Origin of the sequence: Massilia sp. 9I (genome assembly GCF_902506415.1) — a bacterium.
Taxonomy (GTDB): Bacteria; Pseudomonadota; Gammaproteobacteria; order Burkholderiales; family Burkholderiaceae_D; genus Telluria.
In genome coordinates, this window is sequence record NZ_LR733275.1 from 1684900 (window position 1) to 1706289 (window position 21390).

Here is a 21390-nt window from a genome sequence, read left to right on the forward strand (position 1 = left end):
GGCGGGGATCCAAGTTCTGCGTGCGATAACGTAACGCTGGCAAAATTGGATTCCCGCCTTCGCGGGAATGACGGGCTACTGGCGCGGGTCGGTTGAGTAGCTACGTGATGGTTAGAACAGGTCTGCGTCCATGGCCAGCAGGTTCGCCGAACCCGAACGTGCCTGGCGAATCAGCATCGCGGTTTCCGGGTACAGGCGGGCGAAGTAGAAGCGCGCGGTGTGCAGCTTGGCTTCGTAGAACTTGTCGCCCGAGTCCTGCTTGGCCAGCGCGATCTTCGCCATCTGGGCGAAGAAGTAGCTGAACACCAGGTGGCCCACGACGCGCAGGTAAGGCACGGCGGCGGCGCCGACTTCGTCCTGGTTCTGGAAGGCCTTCATGCCGATTTCCATGGTCAGCTTGGTGACCTTTTCGCCGAGTTCACCCAGCGGGGTCACGAATTCCGACATCGACTCGTCCAGGCCGTTCTCTTCGACGAAGTTCTTGATCTTCTCGCCGAAGGCGCGCAGCTTGGTGCCGTTGTCCATCAGGATCTTACGGCCCAGCAGATCCAGCGACTGCACGGTGTTGGTGCCTTCGTAGATCATGTTGATGCGGGCGTCGCGCACGTACTGCTCCATGCCCCACTCGCTGATGTAGCCGTGGCCGCCGTACACCTGCATCGCTTCCGAGGTGGCGATCCAGCCGTTGTCGGTGATGAAGGCCTTGACGATCGGGGTCAGCAGCGCGACTTCGCCGGCGGCTTCCTTGCGCACTTCTTCATCCGGGTGGTTCAGTTCGCGGTCGATCTGCAGCGCGATGTACGAGGTCAGGGCGCGGCCGCCTTCGGCGAAGGCTTTCGCGGTCAGCAGCATGCGGCGCACGTCCGGGTGCACGATGATCGGGTCGGCCGGCTTGTCCGGGGCCTTCGGGCCCGACAGGCTACGCATCTGGATGCGGTCTTTCGCATACACCAGCGCGTTCTGGTAGGCGACTTCGGTCAGGCCCAGCGACTGCATGCCGACGCCCAGGCGGGCGGCGTTCATGAACACGAACATCGCCTGCAGGCCTTTGTGCGGCTGGCCGATCAGGGTGCCGATCGCGCCGTCCAGGTTCATCTGGCAGGTGGCGTTGCCGTGGATGCCCATCTTCTCTTCGATGGCGCCGCAGGCGATGCCGTTACGCTCGCCGATCGAGCCGTCGGCGCTGACCTTGAATTTCGGGACCAGGAACAGCGAGATGCCCTTCGAGCCTTCCGGTGCGTCCGGCAGGCGCGCCAGCACCAGGTGGACGATGTTCTCGGCCATGTCGTGTTCGCCGGCCGAGATGAAGATCTTGGAGCCGGTGATGCTGTAGGTGCCGTCGGCCTGTGGTTCGGCCTTGGTGCGCAGCAGGCCCAGGTCGGTGCCGCAGTGCGCTTCGGTCAGGCACATGGTCCCGGTCCACTCGCCCGAGACCAGCTTCGGCAGGAACAGCTTCTTCTGCTCGTCGGTGCCGTGCTCCTTCAGGCACTCGTAGGCGCCGTGCGACAGGCCCGGGTACATGGTCCATGCCTGGTTCGAGGAGTTCAGCATCTCGTAGAACGAGTTGTTCAGCGAGACCGGCAGGCCCTGGCCGCCGTATTCCGGATCGCATGCCAGCGCGGCCCAGCCGCCTTCGACATACTGTTTATACGCTTCCTTGAAGCCCTTCGGGGTGGTCACGGCCTTGGTGGTCGAATCGAAGTGGCAGCCTTCGCGGTCGCCGCTGTGGTTCAGCGGGAACAGCACTTCCTGCGTGAACTTCGCACCTTCTTCCAGCACCTGGTTGATGATGTCGGCGTCGATTTCCTGATAGGCAGGCAGGTTCTTGAACTCTTCGCTGACATTGAGGAATTCGTGCAGAACGAACTGCATATCCCGGATTGGCGCGACGTACTGACCCATGGTTTTCTCCTGAACGAAGGTAAAGTGTGTATGTGTTTGATCGACGGCGCTGACTCAGGCCGGCGTGGATGGATTGCGATAGTTTTCGATCAGCCGCTCGAAGCCGCGGCGCGCGCGGTCGACGGAACCGGGCATGCGCAGGAAACGGGCGTCATGGTGCAGGGCCAGGATCAGCCCGTAGATCTCGTACACCAGCTGTTCGGCGTCGGTGTCGGCGCGCAGGTGGCCGACCTCGATCGCCTGGCGCGCGCTGCGCTGTAATGCGCCCTGCCAGGCCTGCACCATCTTGACCAGCTCCTCGCGGATCGGGCCCGGGCGGTCGTCATACTCGACGGCGCCACTGATGTAGATGCAGCCGGACGCGATCTCGACCGACACGCGTTCGAGCCAGCGGTCGAACATCGACTGCAGGCGCGGCAGGCCACGCGGCTCGCGCACGCTCGGGTAGAACACCTCTTGCTCGAAGCGGTGGTGATACAGCTTGACCACCTCGAGCTGCAGGTCTTCGCGCGAACCGAAGTGCGCGAACACGCCGGATTTGCTCATGTTCATCCGGTCGGCCAGCAGGCCGATGGTCAGGCCTTCCAGGCCGTCGCGGCTGGACAGTTCGAGCGCCACGTCGAGAATCGCTGCCCGCGTGAGTTCGCCCTTGCGCATGAATTTTGCTGAAGTAGTAATGACAGCCCCTGAATCGAAAAAATCCGAACGCTCGTACTATTATCTACCAGAGTTGAAATGTCAAACGGGAACTTAGAGGCGAGATTCTATTGATGCATGACAACGGCAGGAGGAGAAACCGCCTGCAGGACGTCCGCGCCTCGAATCAGCCCGGACAGCGTTGCCGTAGATGTAAAGGTACCGCATTTTGCACGGTCGTGCGCTGATTTTTGTTTCGCTACTCCCCAGCCCACGACGGGGGTCCACGACGGGGGTCAGGTCTAACATTTCTACACGAGCTCAACCGTTGCTCGCCCAAAGGCGCAAGGTATTGTTCTTGCACAGATCCGCATTTTTACTCTGGCGTCCTGCAGCAACTGAGCAAGCTCAGCTTGAAATTGATTTTCTTCTGTACCGTAACCGGTATGACACGACCACTTCGACTCGAATTCCCCGGCGCTCTTTACCACGTTACATCCCGTGGCAACCGAAGTAGTCCCATCTATCGCAACGACTCAGATCGTCGTGCCTGGCTAGATGTCCTCGCTCTAGTATGCGAGCGGCACAACTTTGTCATCCATAGCTTCTGCCAGATGACAAACCACTATCACCTGCTGGTTGAAACGGTTGAGGCAAATCTTTCTCACGGAATGCGCCAGCTGAACGGCTTGTACTCACAGCTGATCAACCGCCGGCACGAACTCGTCGGCCATCTTTTCCAGGGTCGCTATAAAGCCATCCTCGTTCAAAAAGAAAACTACCTCCTGGAAGTGAGCCGCTATATCGTCTTAAATCCGCTGCGTGCGAACATGGTCACCTCGCTGGACGAATGGCTATGGAGCAGTCATCACTATCTTATCGGCAGAAAGCACTCTCCCAAGTGGTTTCAGCGCGACTGGATACTAAGTCGATTCGGTCATACTCCCGCAGAAGCTGTCTCCGCCTATCGGGCGTTTGTCCTGGCGGGCATCGGTCAAGCGAGTCCGCTGACCGCGACCCGCCACCAGATTCTTCTGGGCGATGACGACTTCGTCGCGTCACACCAGCAGCTGCAATGCGCTGAAGAATTTATGGAGGTTTCCAGGACCGAGCGGCGAGCGGTTGCACTTTCGCTGACTGAGTATCAAGCCAGCTACCCCAATAGAGACGAGGCGATGGCACGCGCCTATCGGTCCACGGCTTTCACGATGCAGCAGATCGCGCGTGCGTTTGGTGTATCGGCCATGACAGTAAGCCGAGCAATTGCTGCTTACGAAAAGCCCGAGCGCTAAAGCAGAGCTCGTGTAGAAATGTTAGACCTGACCCCGGTGTTGGTGTCGATGGTCGTGCGCTGATTTTTGTTGCCGAATTTACTCGTCATTGATACGGCTGATGGCCCGGCGGTCGCGCTTGGTCGGCCGCCCCTTGAGATCCATGCTCGGCTCCGGGAACAGGCGGCGCGCCGTCTTGTTGTTCTCGCGCTTGGCGATGCTTTCGTCGGTCTCGAAATACAGGGTGCGCGCCACCGGCGCCGGGCCGCGTGTGCCGGAAATCGCGGCCACGATCACTTCCCAGCGGTCCGAGCCGTTGTCGATGACGATTTTGTCGTTGATCTTGACGTTGCGCGCCGGTTTGATCGGCTCGCCATCGATGCGCACGCGGCCGCGGTCGATCGCGTCGGTTGCCAGCGAGCGCGTCTTGAAGAAGCGCGCTGCCCACAACCATTTGTCGATACGTACGTTGTTGTCTTCCTTGTCCACCATCTCTCGCCTGCTTTCTTTCATGCATAGCCGATCGCGAAGATCCGCATGACCAGTTTATACACCATGTAGGCAAATCCGTAGCTCGCACGGCGGAACCAGCCGATGTGCGCGTAATCCTCGGCGCGCACCGGCACCCCGTCGGCAATGCCGCGCTCGATGTGCGCGCGCATGGTGGCGGCGAAGCGCTCGTCCAGCACCACCACGTTGGCTTCCTGGTTCAGGAACAGCGACAGGCCGTCGCAGTTGCTGGAGCCGACCGTGGCCCAGTCGTCGTCGACCACCGCGACCTTGGCGTGCAGCTGGGTCTTCTGGTATTCCACCACCTTGATGCCGTCGGCCAGCAGCTTGGGATAGAAGGAATGCGCGACCATGTCCTGGATGACGAACTCCCCTACCCCGATCAGGAGCGTGACTTTCACTCCGCGCCGCGCGGCATGGGCCAGCGCCTTGCGGAACTTGCGGCCCGGGGCGAAATACGGCGTGGCCAGCAGCACGCTGTCCTTGGCGCGCCCCAAAGCCTGCAGGTAGGCGCGCTGGATGGTGGAACGGTTGCGCAGGTTGTCGCGCACCACGAACGCCGCCTTGGCCGGGAATTCGCAGGACTGCACCGGCTTCTTGCGCATCTCCTTGAACAGCTCGATGCGCTGCCGGAACTTAAGGTGGCCGGCGCGCAGCCACTGCCCCTGCGCCTCGTCGTGGATCTGGGCCACCAGCGGCCCGCGTACCTGCACCGTGAAGTCCCAGCGCGGCGCCGCCAGGCGCTTGTGCTCGGCGTGGTCGCACAGCCAGTCGTCGTTGACGTTGATACCGCCCACGAACGCGATGGCGCGGTCGATCACCGCGATCTTGCGGTGCGAACGGGCGATGCCGCGCTTGCACCAGGGGTTGAAGACGCGGTAGTGCACGCCGCCGCGCAAGAAGATGCCGCCCAGGCGCTTCGCGGTGCGGTGCTCGGTGCCGATCCAGTCGACCAGCACCCGCACCTTCACGCCGCGCCCGGCCGCACGGATCAGGGCGTCGCGCACCAGCTCGCCGGTCGGGTCCTCGGCGAAGATATAGGTTTCGAACAGGATGTCATACTGCGCGGCGTCGATCGCGGCGACCAGCGCCGGGAAAAAAGCGGTGCCGCTTTCCAGCAGGGTGACGTCGTTGTTGTCTACGAAGCTGAGGTGACGCATGGCGCGCGTCAGGACAGCTGGAGTTCCGCCACGATCGGTGCGTGGTCGGACAGCTTGGCCCACAGCGGGCCGTGCATCACTTGGGCGTTATCCACCGCGAAACCGCGCACGTAGATGCGATCGAGGCGGAACCAGGGCAGCATGGCCGGGAAGGTGCGCGCCGGCGCCAGGCGCGGCTGGCGGCCGGCCCAGCCGCGCACCATGTCGCCCAGCGCCGATTTCGGTCCCAGCTCGTCGAACACCTCGACCACGCCGAGGGCGTTGCGCAGGCGATCGCTGAGGGTATTGCGCCAGTCGTTGAAGTCGCCCGCGATGATCACCGGCTCGCCATGCGAAGAGGTGTTGACGTGCTCGATCAGGGCCTCGGTCTGGCGCCCGCGGCTGCCCTCGAACAGGCCCAGGTGCACCACGTAGCAATGAACGCGGCCGGCCTGGGTGTTCAAGACGCAATGCAGGATGCCGCGCTGCTCGTAGGCGTGGTCCGAGACATCGTGGTTGTGCGAATTCTCGATCGGGAAGGCGGAGAGCAGCGCATTGCCGTGGTGGCCGTGGTCGTACACGGCGTTCATGCCGTAGGCGCTATGGTGCTTCTCGCCCTTGAAGAAGTCGTACTGGGCCGTCTCGGGCCAGTGATGGTGCGCGTGTTCTTCCTTGCCGTACCTGGCCTGGAAACGGTCGTGCCGGCCCTGCACTTCCTGCAGGAACACGACGTCGGCATGGAATTCGGCAATCGCCTTCTTCAGCGCGATCACGCGCGGCTGGCTGCGCAGCGAGCTTACGCCCTTGTGGATGTTGTAGGTGGCCACACGAATCTTCATGGGAACATTCTAACAACATCCCGGGTCTACCCTCTTGGTGCCCAGCCCAATCGTGCGCTCACGGAGAAATGTGCCGAGGCAACTGCAGGATGGCTTCGGCGTTCGATGAGGAAAAGCAGCGGTCGGCGGCCTCGAGGTAAGGCAGCCAGGCATATTGGGTATGCTCGCGCGGGCTCAACGTGACCGTGACGTCACGCGGGACGCACACCGAGAACACGTGCTCGGTGTTATGCGTAACGCCGGGCGCATAACGGTGGCGCCAGACGGGGTAGATCTCATAGATGTTGGACAGATGCCAGTCGTGCAGGCGAATGTGCTCGCCATCGGCCACGATGCCGGTCTCTTCGAACAGTTCGCGGGTGGCGGTCTGGATCAGGGGCTCGTCATGAAAGTCGAGCGAGCCGGTGACGGATTGCCAGAAACCCGGGCGGTCGGCGCGTTCGATCAGCAAGACCTCCATGGCGGAGGTGTGGATGACGACCAGGACGGATTCGGGGATCTTGTGAGGCATCGACAATTAAATAGCGCAAATAAAAAAACGCGGGCGCAGCCATTATATGGCCGCGCCCGCGTTTACCGAACCCGTGCTTCGCTTAGGCGACTTTTGGCTCGTTGCGCAGACGGATGTGCAGTTCTTTCAGCTGCTTCTCGTCGACTTCCGACGGCGCGTTGGTCAAGAGATCCTGTGCACGCTGGGTCTTCGGGAAGGCGATCACGTCGCGGATCGACTCGGAGCCGGTCATCAGGGTGATCAGGCGATCCAGGCCGAAGGCCAGGCCACCGTGCGGCGGCGCGCCGTACTGCAGGGCGTCGAGCAGGAAGCCGAACTTCAGCTGCGCTTCTTCGGCGTCGATCTTCAGGGCGCGGAACACCTTGCTCTGGACTTCTTCGCGGTGGATACGGATCGAGCCGCCGCCCAGTTCCCAGCCGTTCAGGACCATGTCGTAGGCCTTGGCGACGCAGGCGCCCGGATTGATTTCCAACATGTCTTCGTGGCCGTCCTTCGGTGCGGTGAACGGGTGGTGGGTGGCGTTCCAGCGGTCGCCGTCTTCGTCGTATTCGAACATCGGGAAGTCGATGACCCACAGCGGCGCCCAGCGGTCGTCGAACAGGCCGGCCTTCTTGCCGAATTCCGAGTGGCCGATCTTGACGCGCAGCGCGCCGATGGCGTCGTTGACGACCTTCGCCTTGTCGGCGCCGAAGAAGATCAGGTCGCCGTCTTCGGCCTTGGTCAGTTCCAGGATCTGGGCCAGGACTTCGTCCGAGATGTTCTTGACGATCGGCGACTGCAGGCCGTCACGGCCCTTGGCCTTCTCGTTGACCTTGATGTAGGCCAGGCCCTTGGCGCCGTAGATGGCGACGAACTGGGTGTACGCGTCGATTTCCGAACGCGGCATCGAACCGCCCTGCGGCACGCGCAGGCCGACCACACGGCCGCCGGCCATGTTGGCGGCGGAATTGAACACCTTGAACTCGACCGACTTCATCAGCTCGGTCAATTCGGTGAACTCCAGCTTGACGCGCATGTCCGGCTTGTCCGAACCGTAGGAGCCCATGGCGGTGGCGAAGTCCATCACCGGGAACGGGTTCGGCAGGTCGATGCCGGCGGCGTTCTTGAAGACGACGCGCATCATGTCTTCGAACAGGTCACGGATTTCCTGCTCGGTCAGGAACGAGGTTTCGCAGTCGATCTGGGTGAATTCCGGCTGGCGGTCGGCGCGCAGGTCTTCGTCGCGGAAGCACTTGGTGATCTGGTAGTAGCGGTCGAAGTTGGCGACCATCAGCAGCTGCTTGAACAGCTGCGGCGACTGCGGCAGCGCGAAGAAGTTGCCCGGGTTGACGCGCGAGGGCACCAGGTAGTCGCGGGCGCCTTCCGGAGTCGACTTGGTCAGCATCGGGGTTTCGATGTCGATGAAGCCCAGGTTGTCCAGGTACTTGCGCACTTCCATCGAGACCTTGTAGCGCAGGCGCAGGTTGTGCTGCATCTGGTTGCGGCGCAGGTCGAGCACGCGGTGGGTCAGGCGGGTGGTTTCCGACAGGTTGTCGTCGTCCAGCTGGAAAGGCACCGGCACGGAAGCGTTCAGCACTTCCAGCTTGGTGGTGTTGATCTCGATCTTGCCCGACTTCAGGTTGGCGTTGGCGGTGCCTTCCAGGCGGTTCACGACGGTGCCGGTGATGCGCAGGCAATACTCGTTGCGCACGTGTTCCGCGGCCTTGAACACCTCGGCGTTATCCGGGTGGCAGACCACCTGCACCAGGCCTTCGCGGTCGCGCAGGTCGATGAAGATTACGCCGCCGTGGTCGCGGCGACGGTGCACCCAGCCGCACAGGCTGACGGTTTGGCCCAGCAGTTCCTCGGTGACGAGGCCGCAGTAGTGAGTACGCATGGAGGACATAGTTTTCGTTCCAGGTTGGTTGTTCGGTCAAGCCCGAAGGCCTATTCTTTGATACTGCGTTTTCTTATTCCGGAGCGACGACGCCCATCGAAACGATGTGCTTCAGTGCCGCGTCCACGGACATATTCAGTTCCACGACCTTGCTGCGTTCCATCATCAGGAAAAAGCCGGAGGTCGGGTTCGGGGTGGTCGGCACGTACACGCTCACGTAGTCGCCCACCAGGTGGTTCTTCACGTCGCCGCCCGGCACGCCGGTCAGGAAGGCGATGGTATAGGAATCCGCGTGCGGATACGGGATCAGCACCGGCGTACGGAACGCGTTGCCCGAGGACGAGAACAGCGTGTCCGACACCTGCTTGACGCTGCCGTACAGCGAGCTGACGACCGGGATGCGCTTCATGATGCGGTCGCCCAGGCGCACGACCCAGCCGCCCACCAGGTTATTGGTCAGCAGGCCAGTAATGAAAATGATGGCGATGGTGAGCACCGCGCCGACGCCCGGGATGTCGCGGCCGAACATTGCCTGCGGCGTCCAGGATTCCGGCACGAACAGCAGCGACTGGTCCAGGGTGCTGATGATCATGCTCAGCACCCAGGCCGTGATCACCAGGGGCACCAGTACCAGCAAGCCGGTCAGGAAATATTTGCGCATCGGTTTCTCTTGTTCTTGTTCAGCTACTGCTCTTGTCGCCGCCCGTGGCCGGCGCGGGCGCCGGCGTGCCGGCTGCGCTGCTGCCGCTGTCGGCGGCTGCGGCCGGCGCCGCGGCACCGCCGGCGGTGCCGGTGGCCGGCGGGGTGCCACCACGGAAGTCGGTCACATACCAGCCCGTGCCCTTCAGCTGGAAGCCGGCGGCGGTCACCTGTTTTTTGAAGGCATCCTTGCCGCAGGACGGGCAGACGGTCAGCACCGGGTCGGAAATTTTTTGCAGTACATCTTTGGTAAAACCGCATTCATCGCAGCGGTAAGCGTAAATCGGCATCGTAGTACTCCGCAAAAATCTTCAAAACCCTGAATTATAAAGCTTTTACGTGAAGCCTTGCCCAATTTGGCTGCAGCGGACCATTGCCGACCGCTTCATGGCGCGTTGACGGTGTTGTTTTTCGTCATCGCTAGGCGCGGTTTCGTTTGCCCAATGTCAGGGCCGGGTGATTAAATAGCATCTTTCTTGAGAACATGATGGCGGCAGGCAAGCTCTGCTGCCCACAGTTAAGAAGAAACAGAAGATTTTGCGCGGTGCCACACCGCCGCTGGTCCGTAAAAGAACGCTGCATTTCCCGAGCCCGCTTCATGCGGGCTTTTCTTTTGGCCTAGCGGCGCCGCCAGACCATCCAGCGTTCCTTGCCGGCGAAGATCGGGATCGAATCGCTTACCTGCGCATCCTCGATGCAGTCGAAGTACGGCGCCAGTAAAGCCTCAAGCCCTGCCCTGTCGATGCCGAACGGCGGGCCTTTGACCGCTTGGTCAAAATAAAAGAAGCCGGCCAGGCGGGCGCCGGGCGGCAGCAGCGCAGCCCAGCGCGCCGCGACTTGCGGGCGCATGGCCAGCGGCAGCGCGCACAGGAAGGCGCATTCATAGATGAGTTCGAGTTGGCGCGGCGGCTGCCAGGCAAAGAAATCCGCTTCCACCACCCGCTCGGCCCACGGCCCCGCCAGCGCCTTGGCGCGTGCCACCGCTTCCGGTGCAAAGTCGATCGCGGTCACGTCCCACCCGGCGTCGGACAGGTAGACCACTTCGTAGGCGCTGCCGCAGCCGGGAATCAGGGTGCTGAGCGGGCGCGGCGAAGCCAGCACGAAGTCGCGCAGGGCCTGTGGCACGCCGCCACGGTCCCACGGGGTGAAGGATCGGGCAAAGCGCTCGTCCCAGAACGCGGGACTGAGCGGATCGCGGCTGGCGAAGCTGGGCGTCGCCGCCACCGCTTAATTACCGGTGTAGAAGAACCAGCCCAGCACCGCCATGCCGAGCGCGCCGGTGGTCAGTCCCAGGAAGGTCATCAGCCCCAGCAGGCGGTTGGTGCGGCGCTGTTCCATCAGCACCATCGCCAGCAGCTCGGCCTGGGCCAGCGGCTGGCCGTTGTGGGTGGCCATGCCTGAGTGCGCGTGGCGCTCGAGCGTCTGGTGCAGCAGGCGCGGCAGTTGCGGGAAGATGTGGGCGTAGCGCGGCGCTTCGGCGCGCAGGCGCTCGACCATGCCCTGCCAGCCCACCTGCGCGCCCATCCAGCGCTCCAGATAAGGCTTGGCGGTTTTCCACAGATCGAGCTCGGGGTCGAGCTGGCGGCCCAGGCCTTCGATGTTGAGCAGGGTCTTTTGCAGCAGCACGAGCTGCGGCTGGACCTCGACGTTGAAGCGGCGCGACGTCTGGAACAGGCGCAGCAGGATCTGGCCGAAGGAGATGTCTTTCAGCGGACGGTCGAAGATCGGTTCGCAGCAGGCGCGCACCGCCGACTCCAGTTCGTCGACGCGGGTGTCGCGCGGCGCCCAGCCGGATTCGATGTGAGCCTCGGCCACGCGCTTGTAATCGCGGCGGAAGAAGGCCAGGAAGTTCTGCGACAGGTAGTCCTTGTCGAAGTCGTTCAGGGTGCCGACGATGCCGAAGTCGAGCGCGATGTAGCGGCCGAAGGTTTCCTTCTCCACCGAGACCAGGATATTCCCAGGGTGCATGTCGGCGTGGAAGAAACCGTCGCGGAAGACCTGGGTGAAGAAAATCTCGACCCCATCGCTCGACAGTTTTTTCAGGTCCACGCCCTCGGCCGCCAGGCGGTCGATCTGCGACACCGGGATGCCGCGCATGCGTTCCATCACGATCACGCTGCTCGAGCAATAGTCCCAATACATCTCGGGCACCATCAAGAGGTTCGAGTCGGCGAAATTGCGGCGCAGCTGGCTCGCGTTGGCGGCCTCGCGCATCAGGTCGAGCTCGTCGTGCAGGTACTTGTCGAACTCGGCGACCACTTCGCGCGGCTTCAGGCGGCGGCTCTCGGCCCACACCTTTTCGATCAGGCCGGCGGCCATGTCCATCAGCGCCAGGTCTTCGTCGATGGTCTTGCGCATGCCGGGGCGCAGCACCTTGACGGCGACTTCCAATCCGTTCTTCAGCGTGGCGAAGTGGACCTGGGCGATCGAGGCCGAGGCCACCGGCACCCGGTCGAAGCTGGCGAACAATTGGTCCGGGTGGGCGCCCAGCGCCTCGGTGATCTGGGCCACCGCCAGGTCGGAATCGAAAGGCGGCACGCGGTCCTGCAACAGCGACAGCTCGTCGGCGATATCCTGCGGCATCAGGTCGCGCCGGGTCGACAGCACCTGGCCGAACTTGATGAAGATCGGCCCCAGCTCTTCCAGCGCCATGCGCAGGCGGATCGCGCGCGGCGAGGTGATGCGGCGCCAGAAGAACACGGTATTCATGAAGCGCGCGGTACGGGGGGCGTGCAGGCTGGTGACCGCGATTTCGTCGAGACCGTACTTGGTCGCGACGGTCAGGATTTTCAGCAGGCGCAGGAATTTCAATATCATCAGTTATCCGGACTCAGAATCACGTTCGGTGCAGCGCTCTGCGCGAGGCGCTGCTCCAGTCGGGCGATGCGCTTGGCGGTGCGCTCGACGTCGTCGCGCAGCCGCACCACGTCGGCCGCAAATTCGTTCACCGTGCTCGGGCGTACCAGGACCGGCCGCTCTTCCAGCAGGAACTCGGCCAGGTTCTCGGCCAATCGGCGCCCGGCGCCGAGCACGCCATTGGCGGCGCCGCGCGTGCCCTGCACCAGATGGCGCGCGCCGAGCGGGCCGATGATGCGTTCCAGGTCGTACTCGGCATCCCAGCGCAGGCCTTTCGACAGCGAGGAGATGGTGTTGGCGAACTCGGCGTCGCCCTCGATCTTCACGTAGGAAAAGGCACGGTCGCGGTTCTGGGCGATCAGCGGCAGGTCGGTCAGCTTGACACGGATGGTCACGCTCGCCGGGCCCTCGGCCGTGCCCGGCTCGATCATGCCGTCGCGCGCCACGCGCAGGCGCAGTTCGAGGTGGCCGGTGTCGATGCAGGCTTCCTTGCCGGCATGCCGGACGAGCGCATCCCGCGCCCAGGGCTCCTGGGCGAGCAAGTGATTGATCGTGGCGACGGCGGGCGTCGTCAGCATGGCGGAACTCGGGAACATGGCAGCAAACACGTTAATGAAAAAAAACCGCCCGGTGTTGAATCGGGCGGTTCGATCTTACCAGTTTGCCGGGCACAAACCCGGCAGCACGGGAATTATCCTAAAAATAATTACGCGACCTGCTGGATACCGGCCAGCACCCAGCCGCCCTGGCCCGAGATTGGCTTGGACATGTTCCACACTTCCACAAAGGGCTCTGCCGGTGCATTCTGGGCGCTGCGGATCATGCCGTTGAACTGCACGCTGGCCAGGTAATCGGTGGCGGTGGTTTCGATGCCCAGCAGCTGGCCCTCGATCGACACCACGTCGGTGAAGTCGGTGGCGCCCCCGCGCTCCTGGATCTGCATCTTGAGTTCGGCGAACACTTCCGGGCTGGTGAACTCGCGCAAGTCGTTGGTGTCGCCACGGTCCCAGGCCGCCTGCATGCGGATGAAGGAGGCCTTGGCGTGACGCAGGAAGGCTTCCTGGTCGAAGTCCGACGGCACGCCCCACTGGTTGTGCATGAGGGGAGCGTCAGCGCCCGGCTTGCCCAGCGACACGCCGCTGCTGCCGAAACCACTGTTCTGGAAGCCGGCAGGCTGGCGCAGACCGGAGCCGATTTCCGGGGTCGCCACGCTGCCATTGCCCGCATAGCTGTTCGGGCTGGCGCCGGCCGGCACCGGATTGGTGTAGCCGCCGCCGAAGGCCGGATTGGCCGGGGTGTCCTTGCGGCGGAACATGCGCACCACGAACAGCACGGCCAGCACCAGCAGGCCGATCATGAGGATGGCCGAGATCGCACTGGCCAGCGCGCCGCCGATGCCGAAGTGCGACAGCAGCGCGCCGAGGCCGAGGCCCAGCAGGGCGCCGCCCAGGATGCCCTTCCACATGCCGGAGCGCTGGGTGGTGCGCGCCGCGGTAGCTGCGCCCGCGGCGCCTGCGGTGGCCGGAACGGCGCTCGGCGCACGCTGCTGCTGGAAGCCCGGTGTCGGCGCCGGCGCCGGGGCCGGCATCTGGCGCACGGCCTGCGACTGGCGGCCGAAGGAACGCTTGCCACCCATCGGGCGCGCAGTGGCTTCCGCGATCATCGAGACCGCGGTAATCGCCAGGACCATCGTTGCCACGAATTTCTTCATTTCAGCTTCCTCATTAAACCTAGAGTTTGATACCGGTGTGCAATGCGGCCACACCCGCCGTCAGGTTGTGATACTGGACCCGCTCCAGTCCCGCATCGAGCATCATGGACTTCAGGGTTTCCTGGTCCGGGTGCATGCGGATCGATTCCGCCAGGTAGCGGTAGCTTTCTGCGTCGCCGGCGATCTTCTGGCCCAGCCACGGCAGCACCGAGAACGAATACAGGTCGTACGGCTTCTGCAGCGGCGCAATGACTTTCGAGAACTCCAGCACCAGCAGCTTGCCGCCGGGCTTCAGTACGCGGCGCATTTCCGCCAGCGCCTGGTCCTTGTGCGTCATGTTGCGCAAACCAAAAGCCACGCTGACGCGGTCGAAGTAATCGTCCGGGAACGGCAGCTTCTCGGCGTCGCACAAGAGAAGTGGGGTCACCAGGCCCTTATTCAATAGTCTATCCCGGCCCACGCGCAGCATCGACTCGTTGATGTCGGTGAGCCAGACTTCGCCGGTGCGGCCGGCCTGCTTCGCGAAGGCCTTGGCCAGGTCGCCGGTGCCGCCCGCGATGTCGAGCACCTTGAAGCCGGGACGCACGCCCGCCTGCGCGATCGTGAACAGCTTCCAGGCACGGTGCAGGCCGGCCGACATCAGGTCGTTCATGACGTCGTATTTCGAGGCGACCGAATGGAAGACCTTGGCGACTTCCTGGACCTTCTGGTCCTCGGCGACGGTCTTGTAGCCGAAGTGGGTGGTATTCGTCATATATGCGGGCAGGTTGGGTGTTGCCACATTATACAAGCTGCCCATCCGCGGGCCTTTTTCAACCCGCGCACGCTTGCAATCTGCCAGGAAAAACAATTGCCTCTTGTATAATCATCAAATTACCCATATTCGACCTGCAGTAGTTTCATGCGCATCCGTACCCGCCTCTTGATCCTGGTGCTTTCGATCCTGGTGCCATCGTTCATCGCGGCGGCGCTGGCAGTGAGCTACGTCTATCGTGAGGAGCAGAAGTCGCAGACGCAGAGCGTCGCCGAAGCCACGCGTGGCTTTGCCATGCTGGTCGATAATGAGCTGCGCGGGCGGGCCGCGATTCTGCGGACCCTGGCCGATTCACCGACGCTATACGACGGCAGGCTCGACAAGTTCTACGAGTACGCCCGGCGCGTGGCGCCCGGACGCGAGTCGGTCATCGTGCTCAGCGATCTCGAGGGGCGCCAGCTGGTCAATACCCGCCAACCCTCCGGCGCGACGCTGCCGCAGCGGCGCTCGTCCAACATCGGCGCACTGATGCAGCGCGACGGCGCCGACCGTACCCTGGTGTCCGACCTGTTCATGGCGCCAATCGGGAAACGCTACGACTACACGATCCAGGTGCCGGTCCGGATCGACGGTGCGACACGCTATTACCTGCTGATGGGCGTGAACGTGGCCACCCTGCAGCCGCTGCTCGAGCGCCAGGACTTCCGCAGCGAGTGGACCACGACCATCGTCGACCGCGCGGGCGTGGTGCTGGCGCGATCGCGCCAGCCGGAACAGTTCGTCGGCATGCCGGTTCGTGCCTACAGCCGCAATCTGATCAACGCCTCCAGGGAAGGCGTGTACGAAAGCCGCACGCTGGACGGCATCGACGTGCGCGCGTTCTTCAGCACGGTGCCCTCCGCCGATTGGAAAGTTTTGGTCAGCATCCCGGTAAGCGAGATCCAGCGCGTGCCGCTGCAGGCCGCCGCCATGCTGGCCGGCCTGATGGCGGCGCTGCTGGCTGTCGGCGTACTGGCCGCCCGTTCGCTGGCGCGGCGCGCGATCGGCCCGATCGAATACCTGGGCCTCAGCGCCGATGCGCTGGGCCAGGGCAAGGAACCGGATTACCAGCCGCAGGGCCTGGCCGAGATCGACAATGTCGCCCAACGCATGGCCGAGGCTGGCCGCCAGATCCGCCATGCCCAGCACGAGTTGGAACAACGCGTGGCCGAAGCGGTCGCCACGACCGAGCGTGCCCAGGGCGCACTGCTCAAGTCGCAGAAGCTGGAAGCGCTGGGGCGCCTGACCGGCGGCATCGCGCACGAATTCAACAACCTGCTGCAGACTTTCAGCACGGCGCTGCAGCTGGCCGAATTCGCCAACCGCGACGAGAAGGTCCACGGCCTGATCCAGACCTGCAAGAAAACCGTGCAGCGCGCCACCGCCCTCACCGGCCAGCTCGGCTCCTTTGGCCGCATCCAGGAAGCGCGCCGCGAGACGGTCGACGCCTGCCACCAGCTGCGTAGCGCGCGCCAGCTGATGAGCGGCGCCCTGCGCGCCGACATCGACCTGCAGATCGAGTGCGACGAGCCGGCCTGGTCGGTCGCGGTGGAGCCGCTGCAGTTCGACCTCGCGCTGCTCAACCTGGCGGTGAATGCACGCGACGCCATGCCGGGCGGCGGCGTGCTGCGCATCGAGGCGCGCAACCGGAGCCTGGCCCGGCCGCCCGGCAATCTGCCCGCCGGCGACTACGTGCTGCTGACGGTGAGCGACAGCGGCAGCGGCATGACGCCCGAGGTGCTGGCGCGCGCGCTCGACCCCTTCTACACCACCAAGGGCCAGGGCCAGGGCACCGGCCTCGGCCTGCCGCAGGCGTATGCCTTCGCGCTCCAGTCGCAGGGCCTGTTGCAGCTCGAGAGCGCGCCCGGCAAGGGCACCCGGGTCGAGATCTACCTGCCGCGCGCGCCGCAGGCGGCGGCTGAGCCGACCATCGCGCCGACCCAGGCGCCGCTGCCGCGCGCCCGCGGCAAGGTGCTGTTCGTCGAGGACGATCCGCTGGTGCGCGAAGCGGTCGCGCACGCGCTCGGAGAAGCCGGCTTCGAGGTGCTGGTCGCGCACGACGGCGAACATGCGGTCGCTCTGCTCGACCGCGGCGCGCAACCGGCCGTGGTGTTCTCCGACATCGTCATGCCGGGTGCGGTCAGCGGCATCGACCTGGCGGGCATCGTGCGCCAGCGCTACCCTTCCCTCCCAGTGGTGCTGGCGACCGGCTACACCGAAAACCAACCCGCCTTGCCAGGTGTACGGGTGCTGGCCAAGCCGTACCCGATCGAAAAGCTGGTGAGCTTGCTGGCAGGCACGGTCGCATTCCCCAAATGAGGTAAATACGCTAAGCCTTTGATTCCTGTAGGAATTTTTCCGATGCAGATTACCAACTCTACAATATTTGTGCGCCTAAAGATGTGAGGTTCTGGTTAAATATACCCATACGCTGTCGGACAAATCCGGCAACACCCTTCCGGTGTTTTTCTTACGAAACATCAGGGAGTTCGGCCGACAACGTGGCCTGCATTACCGGTAAAACGAATAACAACGAGGTTAATGTGTCGGTCAAACGACTCTTGTGCATCACGAATGAGGGGAGCGCAGGCGCACGCGCAGTCTGCGGAGAGTTGCAGGGCTGGGATGTGTGTACGGTGGACAGCGTCGGCGCAGCGCGCAAGGTGCTGGCCCAGCAACACTATGCCGTTGGGTTACTGGTCGACGGCAATGGCAGCCTCGAGCACGACGATACCGAACGCTTCCTGCAGCAGCACCATCATGTGCGCTGGATCGGCGTATTTAATTCCGACCTGCTGCACCGGCCGCAGCTGCGCCAGGCCATCGCCACCCACCTGTCCGATTTCCATACACGCCCGGTCGACACGGTGCGCCTGCACCACTCGCTCGGCCACGCGCATGGCATGGCGATGCTGGCGAGGTCGACACCGCCGCACAAGCGCGCCACCGGCGCCCGCCGCATCGACGGCCAGTCGGTTGCGATCCGGCGCCTGCGTGCCCACATCGACAAGATCGCCGCGGTCGACGCGCCGGTGCTGATCTCGGGCGAAAGCGGCAGCGGCAAGGAACTGGCGGCGCAGGAAATCCATGCGCAGTCGCCGCGCGCGAGCGGACCTTTTATCGCCATCAATTGCGCGGCAATTCCACCCTCGCTGATCCACTCGGAGCTGTTCGGCTACGAGCGCGGCGCCTTCACCGGCGCGGCCAAGGACAAGCCAGGCCTGATCGAAGCGGCATCCGGCGGCAGCATCTTCCTGGACGAGATCGGCGACCTGCCGCTCGACCTGCAGGCCAGCCTGCTGCGCTTCCTGCAGGAACGCACGATCTACCGCGTGGGCGGCACCCGCACGGTGGCGGTCGATGCGCGCGTGATCGCCGCGACCCACGTCGACTTGCCCAAGGCTGTAGCCGACGGGCGCTTCCGCGAAGACCTGTATTACCGCCTGAGCGTGTTCCCGATCCGGGTGCCGCCGCTGCGCGAGCGCAAGGACGACTTGCCGATGCTGACCGAGATCATCTTCAACAAGTATGCGGACGAAAAGAGCGCGCAACTGAAAGGCATCAGCAAGCAGGCCCTGCGCGCGATGGCCCAGCACGACTGGCCAGGCAATATCCGCGAACTGATCAACCGCATGCGGCGCGCCATGGTGCTGGCCGAGAACAAGCTCATCATGCCGGAAGACCTCGAGCTGGCGCCGCAGGACGACGCCATCATCCTGCGCGAGGGCCTCGACAATTCCCGCGGCAGCGCAGAGCGCACTGCGATCTGGAATAGCCTGGCAAAGTGCGGCAACAACATCAGCCAGGCCGCGCGCGACCTCGGCGTATCGCGCATGACCCTGTATCGCCTGATGGCGAAGCATTCCATCGCTCCCTGAGCCATTCCGGCTCTTCCATTATTCCTACACATGCATTGCAAGCGCCGCCGGCGCTTGCAGGCCTTGTCCCCTTGCGCTTGTTACAGCTTGATACAGTCTGGTGACATTCGTGCTCCCGATGTCACACCGATGCGACAGCCTTGCTTACCCTTATTGAACTGCCCCATCAATTTAGTCCTACAAACTTGCTCAGCATAAAAACCAGTCAATAAATCAATGACTTGCAAATGATTCGCAAGCTGGCACGCAAACTGCTAAAGGGGTAGATGGACCGGTGGACGGAGGCCGGGCATATCAACTTTCAGTGACACACAAAGGGGAGTAACAGATGAAGCGCACACTTCTGGCGACCGCGATCGCACTGGCTTTCGGCATGGCCCACGCACAAGATGGCAACACGGCCGGCGACGTCCGCCGTGGCAACAACCAGACTCAAACCACTGACCAGAGCAACAATTCGGACAATCGCAACTCCTCGGGCCAGAACCGCAGCAGCGGCGACGCCAGGGCAACGGCCGCTGGTGCGGCCTCGGCCAACAACAACGGCGACGCTTCCTCGTCGGTGACAGGCTCCTACAACACCTCGAACGCGGCCTCGAACAGCAACCTCGAGGGCCGTGCGGCGAACAACACCATCACCAGCATCGGCAACATGGCCAACAATGGCGGCAGCGCGAACGGCGCCGCCGGCCGCGGCGCGGAGGGCGGCAGCGCCTTTGGCGGCAACGCCAACGGTAGCAATGGCGGCGACAGCGGCGCCGCGCGCGGCGCCAACGGCATGGCTGGCGGCGACGGCGGCAACGCCAGCAGCGGCGCAGCGACCAGCGGCGATGCCCGCGCCGCAGCCTCGCGCGGTGGCGACGGCGGCATGGGCGGCACCACCGGTAACGCCCGCACTGGCGCCGGCGGCGACGGCGCGATGGGCGGCGACGGCGGCCGTGGCGCGGCGGGCGGCGCAGGCGGCCGCGGCGCCATGGGCGGCACCGGCGGCGACGGCGGCGGCGGTAACCTGGGCGGCAACGGCGCCGCCGGCGGCGACGGTGGCCGTGGCGGCAACGCCGACGCGACCGGCGGCCGCGGCGGTAACGGCACCGCCACCGGCGGTATCGGCGGCAATGCGGACGCCATGGGCGGCCGCGGCGCGGCTGGCGGCGCAGGCGGCGAAGCCAGCGGCGGTGCAGGCGGCGATGGCACCGGCGGCGCCGGCGGCTCGACCGGCCGCGTGGCCGGTGGCAATGGCGGCGGCAATGGCGACGTGAATGGCGGCGCCGGCGGCGCAGGCGGCGGCTCGGGCGCCACGGGCGGCACCGGCGGCATGGGCGGCAGCGGCGGCAGCGGTGGCGAAACTGGCGCCGCCAACGGCTCGGGCCAGGGCGCCACCAGCACCACCAACAGCGGCAGCGCCGGCAGCGGCGCCAACACCGCCACCGGCGGCGGCAGCGGCGGCGGCGAAGGCAGCGCCGGCAATGCCGACGCCAACAGCGGCGGCGCCACCTCGGGCGGCGCAACGGGCGGCGCAGCGACCAACAACGCAGGTTCGTCCACCTCGGGCGACGGCGGCGCGGGCGCGGCAGGCGGCACCGGCGGCAGCGGCGCTGAAGCAGGTTCGACCGGCGGCGCAGGCGCGGCTGGCGGCACCGGCACCGGCGGCAGCGGCGGCGCGGGCGGCGCCCTGTCGGGCACCGGCGGTGCGGGCGCAGCCGGTAGCGGCGGCGCAGGTTCGGCCGGCACCGGCGGCGCCGGCGCAGCGGGCGGCGCGGGCGCAGAAGGCAGCGCCACTGCCGGCAGCGGCGCAGCAGGCACCGCGAACGGCGGCGAAGGTGCGACCGGCACCGCGAACGGCGGCGCTGGCGCGTCCGGCGGTACCGGTGGTGCGGGCGCCGCAGGCGGCGCGGGCGGCACGGGCGCCGGAGGCGGCGCAGGCGGTGCAGGTGCTGCAGGCGGCACCGGCGGCAATGGCGCGGCAGGCGGCACCGGCGGCAGCGGTGCGGCCAGCGGCGCTGCCTCGAATGCTGCGGGTGACGGCGGCGCGGGCGGCGAATCGACCGGCGGCAGCGCCACCAGCGGCGCGGCCAGCTCGGGCGCAGCGACCGGCGGCGCCGGCGCGGCCGGCGGCGCAGGTGGCAGCAATACGTCGGGCGAGGGCGGCGCGGGCGGCACCAATACCGGCGGTGCAGCCACCGGCGGCAACGGCGGCGAAGGCACCGGCGGCAATGGCGGCAGCCAGAGCGTGACCACCGGCGCCTTCAACATGTCGAACAGCATGTCGGGCATTGCCCAGACCGCTGCCGGCGTGTCGGTGATCAGCCAGAACGGCGGCTTCACCTCGCTGGTCCAGCAAAGCGTCAACGTTCAGTCGAACATGAACGTCGGCCAGTAACCACGCAGTTCCCGCCGCACGGCGCCAGCCGTGCGGCGGCTTTTCATCCCCAGCTCGCCTGCGCCCGGCTGCATGGCCATCGTGCGCTCTTCGGTAATTCCAGCATTATCTGCCCTTCCCCCTCCCCGATTTCCCCGCCTCTCCGGCTTCAATTTCTCCTACATATGCGTGGCAAGCCAAACCAGGTAGCCGAGCCCGTCAGCCCTTGCGCTGTTACAGCTTGATACAGTCTGGTGACGGTTCCGTGTCAAGTGTCACAGGATTGAGACAGGCTTTCGCGAACTTGTTGAATCATCCCATCAATCCAGTCCTACAAGCTTGCTCAACATAAAAATGCGTAATTTAATCAAAGGCTTGCAAAACAAACGCAAGCTGGCACGCAAACTGCT

General features: G+C 64.7%; 18 protein-coding genes. 4 read left to right on the forward strand and 14 right to left on the reverse strand.

What is annotated here, in order from left to right; all coding sequences use genetic code 11:
• Positions 1 to 111: 111 nt before the first annotated feature.
• Together GV068_RS07665 and GV068_RS07670 are read right to left on the reverse strand one after the other, a co-directional pair.
• A complete protein-coding gene (locus tag GV068_RS07665) occupies positions 112 to 1902 on the reverse strand; it encodes an acyl-CoA dehydrogenase C-terminal domain-containing protein (protein WP_159696765.1) in 1791 nt (596 codons plus the stop codon).
• Positions 1903 to 1956: 54 nt separating this feature from the next.
• Positions 1957 to 2559: a TetR/AcrR family transcriptional regulator gene (locus GV068_RS07670; protein WP_159696766.1), complete on the reverse strand. Its 603-nt coding sequence runs from the start codon at positions 2557 to 2559 to the stop codon at positions 1957 to 1959.
• 425 nt (positions 2560 to 2984) lie between these two features.
• Between GV068_RS07670 and GV068_RS07675 the strand changes: the two genes are divergently transcribed.
• On the forward strand, positions 2985 to 3830 hold the full coding sequence (locus tag GV068_RS07675; protein ID WP_159704715.1) for a transposase: 846 nt from the start codon (positions 2985 to 2987) through the stop codon (positions 3828 to 3830).
• A 78-nt stretch (positions 3831 to 3908) separates the two neighbouring features.
• On the opposite strand, the gene GV068_RS07680 is transcribed toward GV068_RS07675, so the two are convergent.
• From GV068_RS07680 to ubiE, 12 genes are all read right to left on the reverse strand, one after another.
• Positions 3909 to 4301 carry an RNA-binding S4 domain-containing protein gene (locus tag GV068_RS07680; protein WP_159704718.1) on the reverse strand — a complete coding sequence of 131 codons (393 nt, stop codon included), beginning with the start codon at positions 4299 to 4301 and terminating at the stop codon, positions 3909 to 3911.
• A 17-nt stretch (positions 4302 to 4318) separates the two neighbouring features.
• Positions 4319 to 5479, reverse strand: coding sequence for a cardiolipin synthase ClsB (gene clsB, locus GV068_RS07685; protein WP_159696767.1), 1161 nt, complete (start codon positions 5477 to 5479; stop codon positions 4319 to 4321).
• An 8-nt stretch (positions 5480 to 5487) separates the two neighbouring features.
• Positions 5488 to 6297 carry an endonuclease/exonuclease/phosphatase family protein gene (locus GV068_RS07690; RefSeq protein ID WP_159696768.1) on the reverse strand — a complete coding sequence of 270 codons (810 nt, stop codon included), beginning with the start codon at positions 6295 to 6297 and terminating at the stop codon, positions 5488 to 5490.
• Positions 6298 to 6355: 58 nt separating this feature from the next.
• Entirely contained in the window at positions 6356 to 6808 is a 453-nt protein-coding gene (gene nudB, locus GV068_RS07695) for a dihydroneopterin triphosphate diphosphatase (protein ID WP_159696769.1), read from the reverse strand.
• 82 nt (positions 6809 to 6890) lie between these two features.
• The gene (gene aspS / locus GV068_RS07700) at positions 6891 to 8684 is read right to left on the reverse strand and encodes an aspartate--tRNA ligase (protein ID WP_201303257.1); all 1794 of its coding nucleotides are present in this window, start codon (positions 8682 to 8684) and stop codon (positions 6891 to 6893) included.
• 73 nt (positions 8685 to 8757) lie between these two features.
• The gene (locus GV068_RS07705; protein WP_159696771.1) at positions 8758 to 9345 is read right to left on the reverse strand and encodes a DUF502 domain-containing protein; all 588 of its coding nucleotides are present in this window, start codon (positions 9343 to 9345) and stop codon (positions 8758 to 8760) included.
• 19 nt (positions 9346 to 9364) lie between these two features.
• On the reverse strand, positions 9365 to 9673 hold the full coding sequence (locus GV068_RS07710; RefSeq protein ID WP_159696772.1) for an FmdB family zinc ribbon protein: 309 nt from the start codon (positions 9671 to 9673) through the stop codon (positions 9365 to 9367).
• 328 nt (positions 9674 to 10001) lie between these two features.
• Entirely contained in the window at positions 10002 to 10607 is a 606-nt protein-coding gene (locus GV068_RS07715) for a methyltransferase domain-containing protein (RefSeq protein ID WP_159696773.1), read from the reverse strand.
• Positions 10608 to 10610: 3 nt separating this feature from the next.
• Positions 10611 to 12200: a ubiquinone biosynthesis regulatory protein kinase UbiB gene (ubiB, locus tag GV068_RS07720; protein WP_159696774.1), complete on the reverse strand. Its 1590-nt coding sequence runs from the start codon at positions 12198 to 12200 to the stop codon at positions 10611 to 10613.
• Complete coding sequence (locus tag GV068_RS07725; protein WP_229463889.1) at positions 12200 to 12817, reverse strand: SCP2 domain-containing protein; 618 nt, start codon at positions 12815 to 12817, stop codon at positions 12200 to 12202. Before GV068_RS07725 ends, ubiB begins: the two co-directional genes overlap by 1 nt.
• Before the next feature lie 128 nt (positions 12818 to 12945).
• On the reverse strand, positions 12946 to 13950 hold the full coding sequence (locus GV068_RS07730) for a Tim44 domain-containing protein (RefSeq protein ID WP_159696776.1): 1005 nt from the start codon (positions 13948 to 13950) through the stop codon (positions 12946 to 12948).
• A gap of 19 nt (positions 13951 to 13969) precedes the next feature.
• Positions 13970 to 14704: a bifunctional demethylmenaquinone methyltransferase/2-methoxy-6-polyprenyl-1,4-benzoquinol methylase UbiE gene (gene ubiE, locus GV068_RS07735; RefSeq protein WP_159696777.1), complete on the reverse strand. Its 735-nt coding sequence runs from the start codon at positions 14702 to 14704 to the stop codon at positions 13970 to 13972.
• 147 nt (positions 14705 to 14851) lie between these two features.
• Between ubiE and GV068_RS07740 the strand changes: the two genes are divergently transcribed.
• The 3 genes from GV068_RS07740 to GV068_RS07750 all read left to right on the forward strand — a co-directional run bounded on the left by GV068_RS07740 (position 14852) and on the right by GV068_RS07750 (position 21001).
• A complete protein-coding gene (locus tag GV068_RS07740) occupies positions 14852 to 17062 on the forward strand; it encodes an ATP-binding protein (RefSeq protein ID WP_159696778.1) in 2211 nt (736 codons plus the stop codon).
• 224 nt (positions 17063 to 17286) lie between these two features.
• Entirely contained in the window at positions 17287 to 18621 is a 1335-nt protein-coding gene (locus GV068_RS07745) for a sigma-54 dependent transcriptional regulator (protein WP_159696779.1), read from the forward strand.
• Positions 18622 to 18949: 328 nt separating this feature from the next.
• Positions 18950 to 21001: a hypothetical protein gene (locus GV068_RS07750; RefSeq protein ID WP_159696780.1), complete on the forward strand. Its 2052-nt coding sequence runs from the start codon at positions 18950 to 18952 to the stop codon at positions 20999 to 21001.
• Positions 21002 to 21390 lie beyond the last annotated feature (389 nt).